The sequence below is a fragment of the Flavobacterium artemisiae genome (genome assembly GCF_042678225.1).
GTDB classification, from domain to species: Bacteria; Bacteroidota; Bacteroidia; order Flavobacteriales; family Flavobacteriaceae; genus Flavobacterium; species Flavobacterium artemisiae.
Genome location: NZ_JBHUDZ010000012.1, coordinates 541,531 through 561,148, shown reverse-complemented (window position 1 = coordinate 561,148; position 19,618 = coordinate 541,531). Strand labels below are relative to the sequence as shown.

Genomic DNA, 19,618 nt, shown 5'->3' with positions numbered 1-19,618 from the left:
CAGGTTTTGGAAATCTGTTAGGATATCATATTATTTCGCAGCTTCGACTTTTGCCAAAACCTCTTCTTCAGTTCCTTCAAAAACTTCTGTTGTTGTTTTGCCGTTTTCGGTTTTGGTAACAGTTCCTGTAGTTTTACCGTTTATATTTTTAACCTCAACATGAACTGATTGGCTTTCTGTATGAGAATGTTTTCCCGCTGCATCAAATTGAGCTAAACATTTAGCAGTTTCTTCTGGAGAACAGCCTTTTTCTTTGCACATTTTAACACATTCTTCTTTTGTCATTCCAGACATGTCACCGCATTTAGAGAAACCGTCTTTATGCATTTCTGTTTTTACACAACAAGAAGCTTTTGCAGCAATATCAGAAGGTGCATGTCCTTCTCCTAAAATTGGCGCAATTACCAATCCGATTAAACAAGTCAATTTGATTAAGATATTCATTGAAGGGCCAGAAGTATCTTTGAACGGATCTCCAACTGTATCTCCTGTTACAGCCGCTTTATGTGCATCAGAACCTTTATATGTCATTTCGCCGTTAATCATTACACCAGCTTCAAAAGATTTTTTGGCGTTATCCCAAGCACCTCCGGCATTGTTTTGGAAAACTGCCCAAAGTACACCAGATACTGTAACTCCTGCCATATATCCTCCTAGCATTTCAGCAATCAATTGATTGTTATCTGAGTAAACTAATTTTCCTAAAAGAACAATTAGAATCGGGAAACCAATTGTCAAAACTCCTGGAAGCATCATTTCACGCAAAGCGGCTTTTGTCGAAATTTCAACACATTTTCCGTATTCCGGTTTTCCGGTTCCTTCCATAATTCCAGCAATTTCTTTAAACTGACGGCGAACTTCATAAACCATGTCCATTGCAGCTTTTCCAACTGAATTCATCGCTAAAGCGGAGAAAACAACCGGAATCATACCTCCGACAAATAACATCGCTAAAACAGGCGCTTTAAAAATATTAATTCCGTCAATTCCTGTAAAAGTTACGTACGCTGCAAATAACGCCAAAGACGTCAAGGCTGCAGAAGCGATTGCAAATCCTTTTCCGGTTGCAGCAGTTGTATTTCCTACTGAATCTAAAATATCAGTTCTTGTACGAACTTCTTTTGGCAATTCGCTCATTTCAGCGATTCCTCCTGCGTTATCAGAGATTGGTCCAAAAGCGTCAATTGCTAATTGCATTGCTGTTGTAGCCATCATTGCAGAAGCCGCCAATGCAACTCCATAAAATCCTGCTAAAGCATACGAAATCCAGATTGCCACAGCAAACAATAATACCGTTGGAAAAGTAGAAATCATTCCTGTTGCCAATCCTGCAATAACGTTTGTTCCTGCTCCCGTTGATGATTTTTGAACGATTGCCAATACGGGTTTCGTACCTAATCCTGTATAATATTCTGTTACCGATGAAATAGCTCCTCCAACAATTAATCCGACTAATGTCGCATAGAAAACACGCATAGAAGAGATAGCTTTTGATCCTTCGCCAAAAAATGTCATTTGCATAGTTTCTGGAAGCATATGCTGTACCAAAAAGAAACAAGCAACAGCAGTTAAGATAATAGAAACCCAGTTTCCTATATTTAATGCTTTTTGTACTTGCGCTTCTCGCGCATTATCATCTGTAATTTTTACTAATAAAGTTCCGATAATGGAGAATAGAATTCCGAATCCGGCAATTGCCATCGGAAGTAAAATAGGTCCGATTCCGCCGAAAGCATCATTGATACTTCCGCCCATATCTTTAATTACATAATTCCCAAGAACCATTGCCGCTAAAACAGTTGCTACATAAGACCCAAATAAATCGGCTCCCATACCTGCAACGTCTCCCACGTTATCTCCTACGTTATCTGCAATTGTTGCCGGATTACGCGGATCATCTTCTGGAATTCCAGCTTCGACTTTACCCACTAAATCGGCACCAACATCGGCAGCTTTCGTGTAAATTCCACCGCCAACTCTTGCAAACAAAGCGATTGACTCTGCGCCAAGTGAAAATCCTGCTAAAGTTTCCAGCACTATAGTCATGGTATCGGTATCTTTCCAGACGCCGCCTGAGAAAAGATTAAAGAAAATTATAAAGAAAGTCGTTAAACCTAAAACGGCTAAACCTGCAACTCCAAGCCCCATTACGGTTCCTCCTCCAAAAGAAACTTTTAAAGCCTGAGGAAGACTTGTACGTGCTGCCTGAGTAGTTCTAACATTTGTTTTGGTTGCTATTTTCATACCTATATTTCCTGCATAAGCAGAAAACAAGGCACCAAAAATAAATGCAATTACGATTAATAAATGTGTTTTAACACCTGGAATAAATGTAATTCCTGCCAAAGCTATACTGGCAATAATTACGAAAATGGTTAGTAACTTATATTCTGCTTTTAGAAATGCAAGTGCGCCTTCGTAAATGTAATCTGAAATCTCTTTCATCTTACCGTCTCCGGCATCCTGTTTTAAAACCCAAGACCTTTTTATTCCCATGAAAAGTAACCCTAAAACTGCCATTACAATTGGCAGATAAATCATAAATGCATTCATAATAATTTAATGGTTTTGATTAATAGTCAACAAACTAACAAAACGAATTTAAACAAAAAAGCAATACTCCTAACGGAGTATTGCTTTTTTTATAATAAAATGCTGTATAAATTATTTAATACTAAATAATCCTGCAGGTTTATTTTCAATATCATCAAAACGCTTTGTACACTCAGCAATAATTGCATAAGCTTCGTTAACGTCTCCCCATCCTTCTACATCAACTTTTTTGTTTTCAAGATCTTTATAAACTTGGAAGAAGTGCTCAATTTCTTTTACTAAGTGAGGATTCATATCAGAAAGATCGTTTAATGAATTCCAAATTGGATCAGAAACTGGTACACAGATAATTTTTTCGTCTGGTCCTTTATCATCTGCCATATGGAAAACTCCGATTGGCTTAACTTCCATAACACATCCAGGGAAAGTTGGTTCGTTTACTAAAACCAATACATCTAGAGGATCTCCGTCAAGAGCTAAAGTTTCTGGAATAAATCCGTAATCTGCCGGGTACATCATTGAAGAGAATAACATTCTGTCAAAACGCATTCTTTTGATTTCAAAATCGTACTCATATTTATTTCTGCTTCCTCTTGGTATTTCGATCAATACATCGAAAGTCGTTAATTTGTCTGCGGTCATTTTGTTTTATATTGTTTCTATAATTTCGGTTGCAAAAGTAAGCAAAGAATCCTTTTTTACAATAAAAAACAGTGTAATATCTACATTAAGTTTTTAAAAATTAGGCATTAAAAAGTTATTTTCCTATTTCGCTTGGTCAAATAGTGATGCCATAATAAATAAGTTGCATAAGATCTATACGGACTCCACTCTTGCGCATACTTTTCCATTTCTAATTTATCATGAATATCAAACAGTTCTTTGATTGTATTTATCACTGCTATATCGCCTAACGGGATCAAATCTGGTTCTTGAAGACAGAACATTAAATAGATATCAATCGTCCAATTTCCTATGCCTTTTAATTTAATTAATTCTTCTCGAACCTGCAGCGCCGATTTTGATGCCAGACTTTCAATATCTAATTCTTTATTTAAAACCGCTTCCGCTAAAATTTTAATGTATTTTGTTTTCTGACGACTGATACCGAGATTTCTATATTCTTCATCAGACAAAACGGCCATATTTTCCGGATCGCAAACAGTATAAGCTTTTATTTTCATGAAAGTAGCTTTCGCCGAATCAATAGAAACCTGCTGCTCGAGAATTAATAAAACCAGCGTTTCAAATCCTTGCGGGCGTTTAGGAATTTGAGGCAATCCATATCTTTCAATGATTTCCTTGAAGATGCTATTTTTGGATGAAAGAAAATCTATGGCTTCCTGCATGGTTTGTGTTTTAGCTTTATTTCAAAATTAAATAAAAAAAAGAATCTCTCTAAGACGCTAAGCACAAAGTTTTGTTTTCCGCAGATTATGCAGATAGAGCAGCTTTTAATCTTTAATTATCAGCTTAAATCTGCGTGAAACAAAATAAAAAAAGCCGCAAAGAATATTAACTCTTTGCAGCTTTGTAACTTTGAACCTTTGTCACTTTTAAAAATAAAACCCAAAAGATCCTTTTATAGCAAATTTATGTGCGTCTGGCATATCTAAATAATTTCCTCTCCAAGAAAAGTCAAGCCTAAATACTTTGAAGATATTTCCAATTCCAGCATGGTATTCATAATAGACTTTTTCTGGTGCATTATAAGGCAGTCCTGATGCATTAATAGCGCGATTGGCCTCAGAAATAGTTCCATGAACCGCTCTCACTCCAACAAATTCTCGCCAATTCAATTTTCTCATAAACGGAATTCTTGCGAATAATCTTCCACCAAAATCATGATTCCATTGCAAGGTTGTATATTGATCTGTTACGAATTCGTAAAAATTTAAATTACTAAAGGTATTTTCGATAGTAAAATAGGTTTGGTTACCCGGAATTACACTCATTAATCCTAACGGAATTGTCCCAAATGTTTTTCCTGTTTCAATTGTGATATTGGTTCTTCCTAAAGGTCCGATAATGATTGGCTGTCTGTAAAAAACTTGAATTTTTTCGTAAGCAAAATCACTATCTAAAACGCCTTTCAATCCATAACTAAAATTTACAAAGAAATGACTAAAAGGGCTGTCAACTAAATCTCTTTCAACTCCGTAACCAATAGTTTTACGGTTTGGCATATATTCAAACTGAATATTGGCTTCTGATTGTTTTACATCACTTTTAACAACTCCCAGCGGGTTTGTCGTACTTGGCAGAGTAGTATAATAATCTAAACTAAATGTTGGCGAAGCCGACTCTAATGTTCTATAGGAGAATCCGGCAGAAACGATAAAATTTTTCTTAGGCTCCATTTCTACAGAAACATTGCTCAGATTAATGTTCGTTAATTTTCCATTACTTCCCGTTGTAAATAAGGCCGAAGATGCAAAACTTCTTCCTAGAATATCATTTGTAGTTGTCAAACTCGCCCCTATTTGTTCGATATCGCGTCTATTTCCACCAGAAATAATCAAACGGTTTTTCTTGTCAAGCATCCACTTTCCAGAAACGCCATATTTGAATTTATTATCATCAAATCCATAGGCAGTATAAGCTTGTATACGCCAAGGATCGTTTGGTCCAAAATACGTTCTTCCTCCTACTCTTAAACGCAAACCTTCGACTTCATTATATCCAAAAGTCGAGAAAATAGGTCCGTAATCGAAATTCTTAAATTCGACGTAGCCACTTCCTAAAATAGAAACGAGACTATATAATTGTTTAAAGCGCTTGACTGTTTGCAGTGTATCAAGCATTTTATAAATACCCGCTTCATCTTTGTTTAATTTCTCAAAACGGTTTTCTTCCCAGAATTCGGGCGGTCGTTCATAAACAGCATTGTCTATAAAATTGACTTCCTCTTTATAAAATTTCTCTGGTTTCTGAATATTGAATTTATGACCTCTGTATAATGTCGTACGTTTTCCATAAACTCCTTTTGATTTTTCTTTCTTATTCAAAGCAAAATCAGACATCATATAATCACGGGTTAAAAGGAAAACAGAATCGTTTTCTACCTCAAATTCCTGCTCGATATAAATATCTTTTACCCAGTTAATATTGGCACTTTTAGTAACGCCCATATTAATTTTTTTGATGGCAAAAGTAGTATCGTTTACCCAGAAATCTCCTTTAAAAGTTAATTCGTTTTTACGTCTTGGATAAAAAACAATATTATAACACCATTTTTTATCTACAAATGCACTGTCTTTTAGAACATAATTATAGACATCGATCCCTGTTCTTGAAAGCGGACTTGTAAAACTTTTATCAAAAAATTTAAGATGATTATCGTAAATATTATAGTCCGAATAAAGGTCTTTTACGAAAGATAAAATCTGCTGATTTCCGTTAAAACCAGACATTTTATTTCCAGTTATATTTTCCTTTACCTTCTTTAATTTATTATCTCCGTAAACATCATAAACAGATTCATTAATAAAAATAGGAAGATAGGTTTTTCCAGTAACATCAGAAGTATCAACATGGTTAAAGACAAACTCCATTCCTTTAAAGAGTTTATTTTTCATAAAAGCACTATCAATCGTGTTCATATCAAACTCGACTTTTTCGTACTTCTGCATTTGATATTGATTGAATTGATACAATCCGTTTTTACGTTTTCTCTCCCAGATTTTCCTTAAAATATCCAGCGCGGGATTATTCTTTTTTGAAGTTTTTCCTGTAAAAATTACAACCTCATTTAGTGCTTCGGCTTCGCCTAACACTATTTTAAAATCATAATTTATAGCTTTTTCGAGCGTAATTTCTTTGTCTGAAAATCCAGCAGAACTTACAACCAGCGTTTTTTGTGAATTTGGGGATTCCAAATAAAAGCGGCCGTCTTCATTAGAAACTATTCCAATATTTGTGCCTTTAAAAACCACATTAGCAAAAGGAATAGGCTGATTTGATTTATCCAAAACAATTCCACTCACTTTAGTTTGCGCAAGACCAATACCTGCAAAAACAAATACAAAGAGTAGGCTGAGTAAAATTATTCTTTTCATATTGGCAAAAAAAAACTTCATCAATTATTAATATGACTGATGAAGTTTTTAAGGTATTGTTACTAATTTCTTATTTGTACATTACTTTTTTCACTGCTTTTACTACATCACCAGCATTTGGCAACCATTCTTTTAGTAAAACAGGAGAGTAAGGTGCAGGAGTATCTGCAGTTGTAATACGTTGGATTGGCGCATCTAAGAAATCAAATGCTTGTTCCTGAACGATATATGTAATCTCAGAAGAAATACTTGCAACTGGCCAAGCTTCTTCAAGAATTACTAAACGATTTGTTTTTTTAACAGAAGTTAAAATCGCGTCTTTGTCCATAGGACGAACTGTTCTTAAATCGATAATCTCACAAGAGATTCCTTCTTTAGCTAATTCATCTGCAGCAATAAAAGCTTCTTTGATGATTTTTCCGAAAGAAACGATAGTTACGTCAGTTCCTTCACGTTTAATATCTGCAACACCAATTGGAATTGTATATTCTCCGTCTGGCACTTCACCTTTGTCACCATACATTTGCTCAGACTCCATGAAAATTACAGGGTCATTATCGCGAATTGCAGATTTTAAAAGTCCTTTTGCATCGTAAGGAGTTGAAGGAACAATAACTTTAAGACCTGGAGTGTTAGCAAACCAGTTTTCTAAAGCTTGTGAGTGAGTAGCTCCTAATTGACCTGCAGAAGCAGTTGGTCCGCGGAAAACGATAGGCACATTAAATTGTCCTCCTGTCATTTGACGCATTTTAGCAGCGTTATTTATAATTTGATCAATACCAACTAAACAGAAGTTGAATGTCATATATTCTACAATAGGGCGGTTTCCATTCATTGCAGAACCTACTGCAATTCCTGAAAAACCAAGCTCAGCAATTGGAGTATCGATTACTCTTTTTTCACCAAACTCAGCAAGCATTCCTTTTGAAGCTTTGTAAGCTCCGTTGTATTCTGCAACCTCTTCTCCCATTAAATATATGGATTCATCGCGACGCATTTCTTCGCTCATTGCTTCACAAATGGCCTCTCTAAATTGTATTGTTCTCATATTTTTTATTGTATGTTGAATTTTCTGAAGAGCAAAAATAAATATTTTAAATAACTTAAAAGCATAAATTGAATTTAAAATCGCACTTAGTTTGATCTGCCTTTAGCTTTTAACTTTTTTAAGTTTATTGTGATATTTACGAAATCGATATAATAGCGTATAATTCACACTTAAAACCATTGAAATCATTTTTTTGACAAACTTTGGTTTATTTGTTTAATTCTTATTGCTCCAGAATTCAATCTCTAAAACGAATAAAAGCAAATTTTAGTATTTCTCAGACAATTTTAACAGTTGCATTAAAGAGTCAATCATTGCAAAATTCCTAACAATCAGAGAAAAAGAGTGCTTTTTTATTTTTAGACTCCGATGAAAACCATTCAAAATCACGTAATCTGCGAAATCGTAATAGTTTTAAAAAATATTATGCATGCATAGTATAATTATTCCAAATTAAATTCTAAATTTGTAAAGCATATTATAAATTCAAAATATATACTTATGAAAATACTAGTTTGCATCAGCCATGTGCCTGATACTACTTCAAAAATTAACTTTACAAACGGTGATTCAGAATTTGATACAGCCGGCGTACAATATGTAATTAATCCTAACGACGAATTTGGTCTTACACGTGCAATTTGGTTTCAAGAGCAGCAAGGTGCAAATGTAACGGTTGTAAACGTTGGAGGTCCTGATACTGAGCCAACTTTACGTAAAGCTCTTGCAATTGGTGCTAACGAAGCAATTCGTGTAAACGCTAACCCAACTGATGGATTTTTTGTTGCAAAACAATTAGCAGAAGTAATTAAAAACGGTGGTTACGACTTAGTAATTGCAGGAAAAGAGTCTTTAGATTATAACGGTGGAATGGTTCCTGGAATGATTGCTGGAATTTTAGGTTCTAACTTCTTAAATTCTTGTACAAGTTTAACTGTTGATGGAACTAACGTAAAAGCAGTTCGTGAAATTGATGGTGGAAAAGAAACTGTCAGCACTTCTCTTCCATTAATTATTGGAGCTCAAAAAGGTCTTGTTGAAGAGAAAGATTTGCGTATCCCGAACATGAGAGGAATTATGACAGCAAGAACAAAAGCACTTACTATTCTTGAGCCAGTTGATGCTACAGTAAATACAAAAGCGGTGAAATTTGAAAAACCAGCTCCAAAATCTGCAGTAAAATTAGTTTCTCCAGACAATTTAGACGAGTTAATTAATTTGTTACACAACGAGGCGAAGGTGATTTAAGATTGTAGCGCTTAGATTTTAGATTGCATACCGCAACTAAATCTAAATCAACATTTGATTCACTTCAAAATCTAAATCAATAATCATTTTAGATTTCAATTTTAAAATCTGAAATCTAAAATCCAAAATCTAAAATTATTATGTCATTATTAATATACGCAGAATCTGCAGAAGGAAAATTTAAAAAAGTTGCTTTCGAATTGGCTTCTTACGCTAAAAAAGTAGCAGAATCATTAGGAACAACAGTTACTGCTGTAACTGTAAACATCAGCGACGTTAGCGAATTAGCAAAATATGGCGTTGATAAAGTATTAAAAGTAAGCAATGATAAATTAGCTGGCTTCAATGCAAAGGCTTATGCTGATGTTATCAAACAAGCTGCTCAAAAAGAAGGAGCAAAAGTAATTTTACTTTCTTCTACAACAGACAGTATTTACCTTTCTCCACTTGTAGCTGTTGCTCTAGAAGCAGGTTTCGCTTCAAATGTGGTTGGTCTTCCGGTAAGCACTTCACCATTTCAAGTAAAAAGAAATGCTTTTTCTAACAAAGCTTTCAACATAACAGAAATCAGCACAGATGTAAAAGTTCTTGGTTTGGCTAAAAACTCTTACGGAATTTTCGAAAGTACTGGAGCTGGAGCTGTTGAAGATTTCAACCCAACAATTGGTGACAATGACTTCGGAATTAAAGTGGATTCTGTAGAAAAAGTTTCTGGAAAAGTTTCTATCGCTGACGCGGATATCGTAGTTTCTGGCGGACGTGGCTTAAAAGGTCCTGAAAACTGGGGAATGATCGAAGAATTGGCCTCTGTTTTAGGTGCTGCTACAGCTTGTTCTAAACCAGTTTCAGATTTAGGATGGAGACCTCACAGCGAGCACGTTGGACAAACAGGAAAACCTGTTGCAACTAACTTATACATTGCTGTAGGTATTTCTGGAGCGATTCAGCATATTGCAGGTATCAACTCTTCTAAAGTTAAAGTTGTAATCAATAACGACGCAGAAGCTCCTTTCTTTAAAGTGGCAGATTACGGAGTTGTTGGTGATGCTTTTGAGATCGTACCTCAATTAATTGAGAAATTAAAAGCTTTTAAAGCACAGCATTCTTAATTCAAGAATTCTCTTAAAAAATATTGCTGCCTAAAAACAAGATATTGTATCTTTGTTTATAGGCAGCTTTTTTGTTCCATATTTTTTGACTAAAATTGCAGCTTTATTTTTCAACCAAAAAAAGCACAAAATGAGGCATTAAATGCCCTTTTTATTTACATATATGAGTCTAGTAAAACTATCCATAAAAGGAATATCATATAGCCAAACGCAAAATGGAGCTTATGCTTTGATTTTGAACGAGGTTGACGGCGAAAGAAAACTTCCGATTGTTATTGGCGCTTTTGAAGCTCAATCTATTGCGATTGCTTTAGAAAAAGAGATTAAACCTCCTCGCCCATTAACGCACGATTTATTTAAAAATTTTGCTGAGAGATTTGATATTGTTGTAAAACAAGTAATCATTCACAAATTGGTTGACGGCGTATTTTATTCAAGTTTAATCTGCGAAAGAGATAAAATTGAAGAAATCATCGACGCGAGAACATCAGACGCAATTGCTTTGGCATTACGTTTTAATGCTCCAATTTTTACTTATAAAAATATTTTAGATAAAGCTGGTATCTATCTAAAGTCAAATACTGCAGAAACTGATTCTGGCGCGCAGGAAATCGATGATGTTTTGTCTAATCCAGAAACTTTTGGACACGAAGAAGAAAGCAACCAATCTGGAGATGTTTATGCCAAACATTCACTTCAGGAATTAAATGAGCTTTTGGATCAAGCGGTTTCGCAGGAAGATTACGAAAAAGCAGCCAAAATTAGAGACGAAATTTCTAGAAGATAAAATCTCAATAGCAGATTTTAGAATTTCAGATTAATATTAGATTTTATCCAAATGAAACAATACTTAGATTTAGTAAAACACGTTTTAGAAAACGGCAATCAAAAAGGCGACAGAACGGGAACGGGAACAAAAAGTGTTTTTGGCTACCAGATGCGTTTTGATTTAAGTGAAGGTTTCCCAATGGTAACAACCAAAAAACTGCATTTAAAATCTATTATTTACGAATTGCTTTGGTTTTTAAAAGGCGATACAAACATCAATTATTTAAAAGAAAACGGTGTTAAAATCTGGGATGAATGGGCCGATACAAACGGCGATTTAGGACCAGTTTACGGACATCAATGGAGAAACTGGAACAGCGAAGAAATTGATCAGATTTCTGAATTAATTACAGAATTAAAGACTAATCCAAACAGCCGTCGAATGCTGGTTTCTGCTTGGAATCCTTCTGTTTTACCTGATACTAAAAAGTCATTCGAAGAAAATGTTGCTAATAACAAAGCAGCTTTACCTCCATGCCACGCCTTTTTTCAGTTTTATGTAGCAAGTCCAGATCTTGAAAAAGGAGAAACTAAAGGAAAACTTTCTTGTCAATTATATCAAAGAAGTGCTGATATCTTTTTAGGCGTTCCATTTAACATTGCATCTTATGCATTATTAACAATGATGATTGCTCAGGTTTGCGATTTAGAGCCAGGAGATTTTATTCACACATTTGGTGATGCTCACATTTACAACAATCACTTTGAACAATTGGAACTGCAATTGTCAAGAGAACCTAAACCATTACCAAAAATGATTTTGAATCCAGAGATCAAAAACATTTTTGATTTTGACTATAATGATTTTACATTGGTCGATTATGATCCGCATCCCGCTATAAAGGGAAGTGTTGCCGTATAAAAAACAAAATCCGCTTAAAATTTAAGCGGATTTTTTTATACAACTAAAACACTATTTTCACTTCCAGCATAATCATTCCATTTATAAGAATCAGCTTCGGGATCGTTTACGTATGCTCCGTCAATTAAATACTTAAACTCATAAATGGCATCTTTAACTAAATCGTAGGTAGCCTTAAAAGTTCCGTTTTTTAATTTACTCAAAGCCCCTTCTTCGGCATTCCAATTATTGAAATCACCTACAACTGCTGCCGAACTGGCCTCTTTTGCATCTATCGAAAAAGTAACTTTACATACTGGTTTCGTTTTAACAAATTGTTTTTTCAAAGACATAACTATTTAGTTTTTAGATTTATAAAATAAAATTAAACAAAATCACTACAAGATATGCATCTGCCTGATCGATTTGCGATTATCCGAAAAACACTACAGTTTTTTAATGATATCAATAATTTAATGTACCTTAAATTTTATAATTCAAACCTGCAGATGCTTTTAAAACAAATATTCCAACAACAAAATAGTGTCTTTTAAAAATAAATTTTAACTTTATAATCTCATTTTTATCTTATGGAAAAAGAAGTACACGAACAATACGAGTATGCTAGACGACGATTAAGACAAAAAAAAATCCTTTATTTTCATTTTGTACTTTTTCTGATAGGAAGTTTATTTTTATTTGTTGCCAATAGATTTTTTGGATTTGGTGAAGGAACGACACAAAACTGGTGTATTTGGGGCGTTACGATCTGGCTTTTTATTTTTATTCTTCATTTTATAAAAGTTTATATTACCGATCGTTTTATGAACAAAAAATGGGAAAGAGAACAAATTGACAGATTGGTTGCCTTGCAGCAAAAAAGAATAAGTCAACTTGAGTCTTCTGTAAACGAAGACAATGAAACTAAAATTTAGAATAAGCTTACCATGATTATAATGATAGCGGCTGTGGCCGAAAATAATGCACTTGGAAAAAACAATGATTTAGTATGGCATTTGCCAAATGATTTTAAAAGATTCAAAACGCTTACAACTGGTCATTACATCATTATGGGAAGAAAAACTTTTGAAAGTTTTCCTAAACCTCTTCCTAATAGAACACACGTCGTAATCACGCGTCAGGAAAATTACAAGCCAGAAGGATGCATTGTTGTTGACAGTATCGAAAAAGCTATTGAAGTTTGTCCTGAAGACGAGGATAATTATATTATTGGCGGCGGTGAAATCTATAATCTTGCTCTTCCGTTTACAGATATTATAGAATTAACCAAAGTGCATCACACTTTTGATGCTGATACTTTTTTCCCTAAAATAAATAAGGACGAATGGCTTTTGGTAGAATCTGAAGAGAATTTTAAAGACGACAAACATCTTTATGATTATACTTACGAAACTTACATTCGTAAATAAAATAAAAAACACCCTCTTTTGAAGGGTGTTTTTACAAACAATTGATTTTTTAGACCTGACTCGCTCAAGAAATAGTTTTGTTAAAAAAAATCACAAATGTTTAAAACACTTGAAATAACTGAATAACATTTAATGTAAATTGAGACCTAAATCTCAAAACGCCTTTAATAACAAATACCACTAAGATATTAAAGGCAGAAAATTAAAATTTCCAAAAACAAATTTAATCCTAAGAACGTATTTCGCACTTTTAATAGTATTTCCCCCAAGAACAATACTTACAAAACTACCTGCAAGAACAAATGCTTACCAGTGCAAAAAATACTCATTTGATTGAGCCTAAGTTTCAATTATCAATCATTAAAACTTTAATCATTTTTACTTTAACAAAGTTGCAAAGAATAGGCCTACTAGACAATACCAAGATTTAGGGATATTTGCAAAATACCTAGATTTAGGGATGCTGAAATTTCTTTTGAGATATCCTATAACAAACCTTCTCAAAACATTTAATTTACAATTTAAAAAACTCAATTACAGTTAAGCTAGATTGTTTATATTTGCCCTAAATAAAAAAAATGTCTGAAAAAATAACTCCATATAAAGATTCTACCTTAGGTAAAAAAGAACAAGTAACTCAAATGTTTGACAACATTTCTGGGAATTACGATAATTTGAACCGTGTCATTTCATTTGGAATCGATGTTAAATGGCGCAAAAAAGTATTAAAATTAGTTTCGGACACAAAACCAAAGGTTATTCTAGATATTGCTACAGGAACTGGAGATTTGGCTATTTTATTAGCGCAGACTAATGCTGAAAAAATTATAGGTCTGGATATTTCTGCTGGTATGCTTGAAGTTGGTAAAAAGAAAGTAGCTGAAAAAAACTTATCTAATACTATTGAATTAGTACTTGGTGATTCTGAAAATATGCCTTTTGAAGATAATTATTTTGACGCTATTACTGTAGGTTTCGGCGTTAGAAATTTTGAACATCTAGAAAAAGGTTTTGCGGAAATTTTACGTGTTTTAAAACCAAACGGAATTTTTGTAATATTAGAAACTTCTGTTCCAGACAAATTTCCGTACAAACAAGGTTACAAATTTTACAGCAAAAACATCCTTCCATTAATTGGAAAATTGTTTTCTAAAGATAATAATGCTTACGGTTATTTATCTGAATCTGCTGCTGCTTTTCCGTATGGAGAAGCCTTAAACAATATTTTGAGAAAAACTGGGTTTATAAATGTTGTAGCTATGCCGCAAACTTTTGGCGTTGCAACGATTTATTCTGCATCTAAAAAATAGTATGAAAAAAGCTGTAATCTTAATTTTATTGGTCTTAACGACAAAAGGTTATTCCCAATTTGCTAAAAATATGTTTAGCAAGGATCCTATTATTAACCTTGAAAACTGGCAGAAACAACGCCTTTATTTCGGTTATTATTTAGGTTTTAATAGTTTCGACTTTAAATTTGATTACAAAACACCGCCAAAAGCAGATATTCAGGTAAAAAAGACAACTGGATTTAACGTAGGTGTTGTAGCCGATTTAAGACTGCAGGAATATTTAAATCTGCGTTTTGAACCAGGTTTGTATTATACAAAACGTGATTTGTATTATCCAGAAATGGGTAATCTAGAAAGAGATTATCTGCGCGAGGTAAACAGCACCTATATTCATTTTCCTTTGTTATTAAAGTTTTCTGCTCTGCGAACTGGAAACATTCGCCCTTATTTGGTAGGAGGTATGTCTACGACATTAAATCTATCCAGTAATGCGAAGTCTAAAGACGATAACTTCCAGCAGAAATTTAGAGTAAAACAATGGACTGGAGCTTACGAACTGGGATTAGGAATTGATATCTTTACAGAATATTTTATCTTTTCTCCTTCAGTAAGAGGAATGTTTGGTATTAGCGACGAATTAATTCGTGACAATCCAGCAAATGGCCCAAGTCCATGGACTGATAATATTGATTCTATGAAATCTAGAGCTATTTTAATAAATTTCACATTTCATTAAAACAATTTCTTAACTCTTTCGTTTAAATTCACTAAGAATAATTGCTGTTGCTGTTGCTACATTTAAACTTTCGGTTTTTTGGAGCTCACCAAATCTTGGAATCGTTAAACGACTGGTAACTGATTTTTCAATTTCTGCAGAAATTCCATTGGCTTCATTACCCATAATAATGATTCCGTCCTGCGGAAGATCAGATTGATAAATATTGTCTCCATCCATGAAAGTTCCAAAAACTGGCATTTCTGTCTGATTTAAAAACGTTTTCAGATCAACATAATTCACATTTACGCGAGTAATAGAGCCCATTGTTGCCTGTACTACTTTTGGATTATAAATATCTACTGTTTCTTTAGAACAGACGATTTGTTTTATTCCGAACCAATCGCAAAGACGAAGAATAGTTCCTAGGTTTCCAGGATCTCGAATATCGTCTAAAGCCAGAATCAGACCAGAATTGATCATTTTGTTTTCGGATGGCATTTTGAAAACCGCCAAACACGTATTTGGAGTTGACAAAGCACTTATTTTTTTTAGTTCTTGTTCATTAATAAGAGTTCGTTTTGAAGACTGAACTGTTTCAAAATCATTTATCGTAGTATATAAATGGTCTAATTCGAAATTGGATTCCAACAATTCTTGAATTACTTTTACTCCTTCGGCAAAAAATAATTGATTAGCAAAACGATGCTTTTTTTGATGTAAACTAGAGATAAGCTTTATTTGGTTTTTACTAACCATAAAATAATGTACTTTTGAATTAAATATTTAAGAACACTTGAAAAACAATTCCACAAAAATAACAGCATTTATTCTAATAGCAACATTAATTTGTGCTTGTAATGCTGTAAAAAGAGTTCCTGATGGAAAAAACCTTCTTGTAAAAAATAATATTTTGGTAAATGGCAAATCAACAAATGATGAAACTGCCTCTAATCAAATGTACCAAAAGCCAAACGGAACTTTACTTGGATATCGTTTACGTTTAAATCTTTATAATCTTGCCAATTTAAATCCCGATTCAACCTATCAGGCAAAATTTAAAAAACATCCTGGTAAATACGAGCGTATGTCCAAAATATATTCGGCAAAACAAGTCGATCGTCTTGGGCAGTCTTTTTATTACAAAGGTATTCATGAATTTTTAAAAAATACTGGTGAACCGCCTGTAATTATAGACACTTCTAAAACAAAGAAATCCTTACTTCGTTTAAAATATTATTATTTTAACAATGGTTTTTTTGATATTAAAACCGATTATACGATTGACAGTCTCGGGCGTAAAAAGGCCGAAGTAAACTATAATATAACTACAGGTCCAGCTTATATTATTGATACTATTTCGACCAAAATCATGACTCCGGCTCTTGATTCATTATATAAAACAAATAACGAACCTTCTTTTATAAAATCTGGAAATCAATACAAAACTTCTGATTTTGAAGAAGAAAAAAACAGAATTACCACTTATTTTAGAAATCACGGAGCTTACTATTTTCAGCCTACTTATGTAACTTTTGACATTGATACCATTGGCAAAAAAAACAAAGCCAATGTTACTTTAATTATTAACAACAATAATATTCAAGAAAGAGATTCGAGCCGTACAGAACCTTTTAAACTGTACAAAATAAGCGACGTAAATATTTACACCGATTATTCTGCTGCAAATGCAAAAAAGCCAGTTACCGACAGCACAACATACAACAACTTTAATTTATACAGTTATAAAACATTAAAGTACAAACCGCGAGCTATTACTGATGCTATTTTTATTACTAAAGGAGGTTCTTTTGCCGATTTTAGAACTACCCTTTCTTCTCGATATTTAAATAATTTAAAGATCTTCAATTATCCTTCTATTCAATATGAAGTTGATAAGAGAGATCCAGCAGCAGAATCTTTAATTGCAAATGTTTATTTAACGCCTAGAAAAAAATATAGTTTTGGAGCCACGCTTGACTTCACGCACTCTAACATTCAAGATTTTGGAATTGGAGCGAGTGTTTCTGAAACAATTCGAAATGTATTTAATCGCGCTGAAACTTTAGAAATTTCTGCCCGTTTAAATATTGGTTCTTCAAGAGATATGGCCAATCCGAATGATAATTTCTTCAATGTTTCTGAATATGGATTGGATTTAAAACTGAATTTTCCTAGAATATTACTGCCTTTTGGAACAGAAAAGATTATTCCGAAAAGTATGATTCCTTCTACACAAATATCTTCTGGTTTTTCTAAACAGCGTAATATTGGTCTGGATAAAGAAAACTTTACAGGAGGTATTGCTTATAACTGGACACCTAAAAGACACAATACTGCTAAATTTGAACTTTTAAATGCGCAATTTGTTCGTAATTTAAATCCTGGTAATTATTACAATGTTTACACTTCTTCTTATGATGATTTGAATAATATAGCAAGTGTTTACAATAAAAATGCAGAAGTAGATGGCAATAATAACTTAACAATTCCAAAAGGAACTACCGATTTTACCAATGAAGTTTTAACTGGCCAAACCGATTTAACTCCATCTGACCCTCAGTACAAAGAAGTTGAAAGTATTGAGGAAAGAAGAATTCGTTTGACGGAAAATGATTTTATTCTAGCAACCAATTACACTTTCACAAAAACAACCAAAAAAGATCTTGCTGATAATACTTTTTATCAAATAAGAGCAAAAATTGAATCTGCTGGAACATTATTATCTGCCGTTTCTGCTATTGGAAATCTGCCAAAAAATGCAAGAGGAAACTATGAAATTTTCAATCTAGAATATTCTGAATACATTAAAACAGAATTTGATTATATCAAACACTGGGATTTTGGTAAAGAAAAAGTTTTGGCAGTTAGAAGTTTCTTCGGGATCGCGATTCCTTTTGGAAACTCTAATTATATTCCGTTTTCACGAAGTTATTACGCAGGAGGTTCCAACGATAATCGTGCGTGGCAGCCGTATGCTCTCGGACCAGGAAGCACAAATGCTGTAAACGACTTTAATGAAGCCAATATGAAGATTGCTTTGAGCGGCGAATTTCGTTTCAAAATTTTCGGAGATGTGAAGGGAGCCATCTTCGCAGACGCCGGGAATATCTGGAATGTGATGGATAATGTGATAGATGAGAAAGCAAAATTTAACAACTTAAACGATTTAGAAGAAATTGCTTTAGGGACAGGATTTGGTTTACGATACGATTTAAGCTTTTTTGTTATTCGTTTAGATTTAGGCTTTAAGACTTATAATCCGGCGCATGCGAAGGGAGACCGATGGTTTAAAGAGTACAATTTTGGGCACTCCGTTTTAAATTTTGGTATAAATTATCCGTTCTAATGCTAATTAATTCTTATTTTTGCAACCTAAAAACTAAAAACAACTATAAAAAAAATTAAAAATGGCACACAACATTAAACCGGGAGTAGCTACTGGAGATCAGGTTCAGGAAATCTTTAATTACGCTAAAGAAAAAGGTTTTGCTTTACCTGCAGTAAACGTAACCGGGTCAAGCACAATCAATGGAGTTCTTGAAACTGCTGCAAAATTAAATGCACCGGTAATTATTCAATTCTCTAATGGTGGAGCACAATTCAACGCTGGAAAAGGATTATCAAATGCTGGAGAAAAAGCGGCTATCGCAGGAGGAATCGCGGGAGCAAAACACATTCATACATTAGCAGAAGCTTACGGTGCAACTGTAATTCTACATACTGACCACTGTGCAAAAAAACTTTTGCCTTGGATTGATGGTTTATTAGATGCTTCTGAAAAACATTTCGCAGAAACAGGAAAACCATTATTTAGTTCTCATATGATCGATTTGTCTGAGGAGCCAATCGAAGAAAATATCGAGATCTGTAAAGAGTATTTAGCTAGAATGAGCAAAATGGGTATGACATTAGAAATCGAGCTTGGTATTACAGGTGGTGAAGAAGATGGTGTTGATAACTCTGATGTTGACAGCTCAAAATTATACACGCAGCCAGAAGAAGTAGCTTATGCTTACGAAGAACTTTCTAAAGTAAGTCCTAAATTTACAATCGCTGCTGCTTTTGGAAACGTTCACGGTGTTTACAAACCAGGAAACGTAAAATTGACTCCAAAAATCTTAAAAAATTCTCAGGATTTCGTACAAAACAAATTCAACACAGGACACAATCCAGTTGATTTCGTTTTCCACGGAGGTTCAGGTTCTACACTTGAAGAAATCAGAGAAGGAATTAGCTACGGAGTTATCAAAATGAACATTGATACAGATTTACAGTTTGCATACACTGAAGGAATCCGTGATTATATGGTTAAAAATCTTGACTATTTGAAATCTCAAATCGGTAACCCAGAAGGTGCAGATGCTCCAAACAAAAAATATTACGATCCAAGAAGATGGGTTCGTGAAAGCGAAGTAACATTCAACGCAAGACTTGAACAAGCTTTTGCTGACTTAAACAATGTGAATACACTATAATTTTAGATATCTGATTTT

17 protein-coding genes are annotated in these 19,618 nt (G+C 33.8%); 10 read left to right on the top strand and 7 right to left on the bottom strand.

The features are described from left to right. Window positions 1-30: 30 nt before the first annotated feature. The 5 genes from ACFSC2_RS13160 to ACFSC2_RS13140 form a co-directional block, all read right to left on the bottom strand. Window positions 31-2,553, bottom strand: a complete 2,523-nt coding sequence (locus ACFSC2_RS13160) for a sodium-translocating pyrophosphatase (protein WP_379814967.1) — start codon at window positions 2,551-2,553, stop codon at window positions 31-33. 111 nt (window positions 2,554-2,664) lie between these two features. Further along, a complete protein-coding gene (locus ACFSC2_RS13155) occupies window positions 2,665-3,195 on the bottom strand; it encodes an inorganic diphosphatase (RefSeq protein ID WP_379814968.1) in 531 nt (176 codons plus the stop codon). Window positions 3,196-3,302: 107 nt separating this feature from the next. Beyond that, window positions 3,303-3,902 carry a DNA-3-methyladenine glycosylase family protein gene (locus ACFSC2_RS13150; RefSeq protein WP_379814969.1) on the bottom strand — a complete coding sequence of 200 codons (600 nt, stop codon included), beginning with the start codon at window positions 3,900-3,902 and terminating at the stop codon, window positions 3,303-3,305. A 207-nt stretch (window positions 3,903-4,109) separates the two neighbouring features. Then, a complete protein-coding gene (locus ACFSC2_RS13145; RefSeq protein ID WP_379814970.1) occupies window positions 4,110-6,611 on the bottom strand; it encodes a DUF5686 and carboxypeptidase-like regulatory domain-containing protein in 2,502 nt (833 codons plus the stop codon). A 70-nt stretch (window positions 6,612-6,681) separates the two neighbouring features. Further along, on the bottom strand, window positions 6,682-7,659 hold the full coding sequence (locus ACFSC2_RS13140; protein ID WP_379814971.1) for a pyruvate dehydrogenase complex E1 component subunit beta: 978 nt from the start codon (window positions 7,657-7,659) through the stop codon (window positions 6,682-6,684). A gap of 501 nt (window positions 7,660-8,160) precedes the next feature. Here ACFSC2_RS13140 and ACFSC2_RS13135 point away from each other — a divergent pair. The 4 genes from ACFSC2_RS13135 (at window position 8,161) to ACFSC2_RS13120 (ending at window position 11,706) form a co-directional block, all read left to right on the top strand. Then, on the top strand, window positions 8,161-8,907 hold the full coding sequence (locus ACFSC2_RS13135) for an electron transfer flavoprotein subunit beta/FixA family protein (RefSeq protein WP_379814973.1): 747 nt from the start codon (window positions 8,161-8,163) through the stop codon (window positions 8,905-8,907). Between the two features lie 140 nt (window positions 8,908-9,047). Beyond that, a complete protein-coding gene (locus ACFSC2_RS13130; RefSeq protein WP_379814974.1) occupies window positions 9,048-10,016 on the top strand; it encodes an electron transfer flavoprotein subunit alpha/FixB family protein in 969 nt (322 codons plus the stop codon). Window positions 10,017-10,179: 163 nt separating this feature from the next. Then, window positions 10,180-10,803 carry a bifunctional nuclease family protein gene (locus tag ACFSC2_RS13125; RefSeq protein ID WP_008466556.1) on the top strand — a complete coding sequence of 208 codons (624 nt, stop codon included), beginning with the start codon at window positions 10,180-10,182 and terminating at the stop codon, window positions 10,801-10,803. Window positions 10,804-10,854: 51 nt separating this feature from the next. Beyond that, window positions 10,855-11,706 (top strand): thymidylate synthase, encoded by an 852-nt coding sequence (locus ACFSC2_RS13120; protein WP_379814975.1) that lies wholly within the window; start codon window positions 10,855-10,857, stop codon window positions 11,704-11,706. A 35-nt stretch (window positions 11,707-11,741) separates the two neighbouring features. Here the strand turns inward: ACFSC2_RS13120 and ACFSC2_RS13115 are convergent, their stop codons facing one another. After that, entirely contained in the window at window positions 11,742-12,038 is a 297-nt protein-coding gene (locus tag ACFSC2_RS13115; protein WP_379814976.1) for an isoamylase early set domain-containing protein, read from the bottom strand. Between the two features lie 237 nt (window positions 12,039-12,275). On the opposite strand from ACFSC2_RS13115, the gene ACFSC2_RS13110 reads away from it, so the two are divergent. From ACFSC2_RS13110 to porT, 4 genes are all read left to right on the top strand, one after another. Then, window positions 12,276-12,620, top strand: a complete 345-nt coding sequence (locus tag ACFSC2_RS13110) for a 2TM domain-containing protein (protein WP_379814977.1) — start codon at window positions 12,276-12,278, stop codon at window positions 12,618-12,620. A 12-nt stretch (window positions 12,621-12,632) separates the two neighbouring features. Further along, window positions 12,633-13,115, top strand: coding sequence for a dihydrofolate reductase (locus ACFSC2_RS13105; RefSeq protein WP_379814978.1), 483 nt, complete (start codon window positions 12,633-12,635; stop codon window positions 13,113-13,115). Window positions 13,116-13,693: 578 nt separating this feature from the next. Next, window positions 13,694-14,425, top strand: a complete 732-nt coding sequence (gene ubiE, locus ACFSC2_RS13100) for a bifunctional demethylmenaquinone methyltransferase/2-methoxy-6-polyprenyl-1,4-benzoquinol methylase UbiE (RefSeq protein ID WP_379814979.1) — start codon at window positions 13,694-13,696, stop codon at window positions 14,423-14,425. Between the two features lies 1 nt (window position 14,426). Further along, entirely contained in the window at window positions 14,427-15,143 is a 717-nt protein-coding gene (porT, locus tag ACFSC2_RS13095; RefSeq protein ID WP_379814980.1) for a type IX secretion/gliding motility protein PorT/SprT, read from the top strand. 9 nt (window positions 15,144-15,152) lie between these two features. Here the strand turns inward: porT and ACFSC2_RS13090 are convergent, their stop codons facing one another. After that, a complete protein-coding gene (locus tag ACFSC2_RS13090) occupies window positions 15,153-15,881 on the bottom strand; it encodes a TrmH family RNA methyltransferase (RefSeq protein WP_379814982.1) in 729 nt (242 codons plus the stop codon). A gap of 37 nt (window positions 15,882-15,918) precedes the next feature. Here ACFSC2_RS13090 and tamL point away from each other — a divergent pair, with 37 nt between their 5' ends. Both tamL and fbaA read left to right on the top strand, forming a co-directional pair. Then, window positions 15,919-18,471: a translocation and assembly module lipoprotein TamL gene (gene tamL, locus ACFSC2_RS13085; RefSeq protein ID WP_379814983.1), complete on the top strand. Its 2,553-nt coding sequence runs from the start codon at window positions 15,919-15,921 to the stop codon at window positions 18,469-18,471. A 61-nt stretch (window positions 18,472-18,532) separates the two neighbouring features. Beyond that, on the top strand, window positions 18,533-19,600 hold the full coding sequence (gene fbaA, locus ACFSC2_RS13080; RefSeq protein ID WP_035645669.1) for a class II fructose-bisphosphate aldolase: 1,068 nt from the start codon (window positions 18,533-18,535) through the stop codon (window positions 19,598-19,600). Window positions 19,601-19,618: the final 18 nt, after the last annotated feature.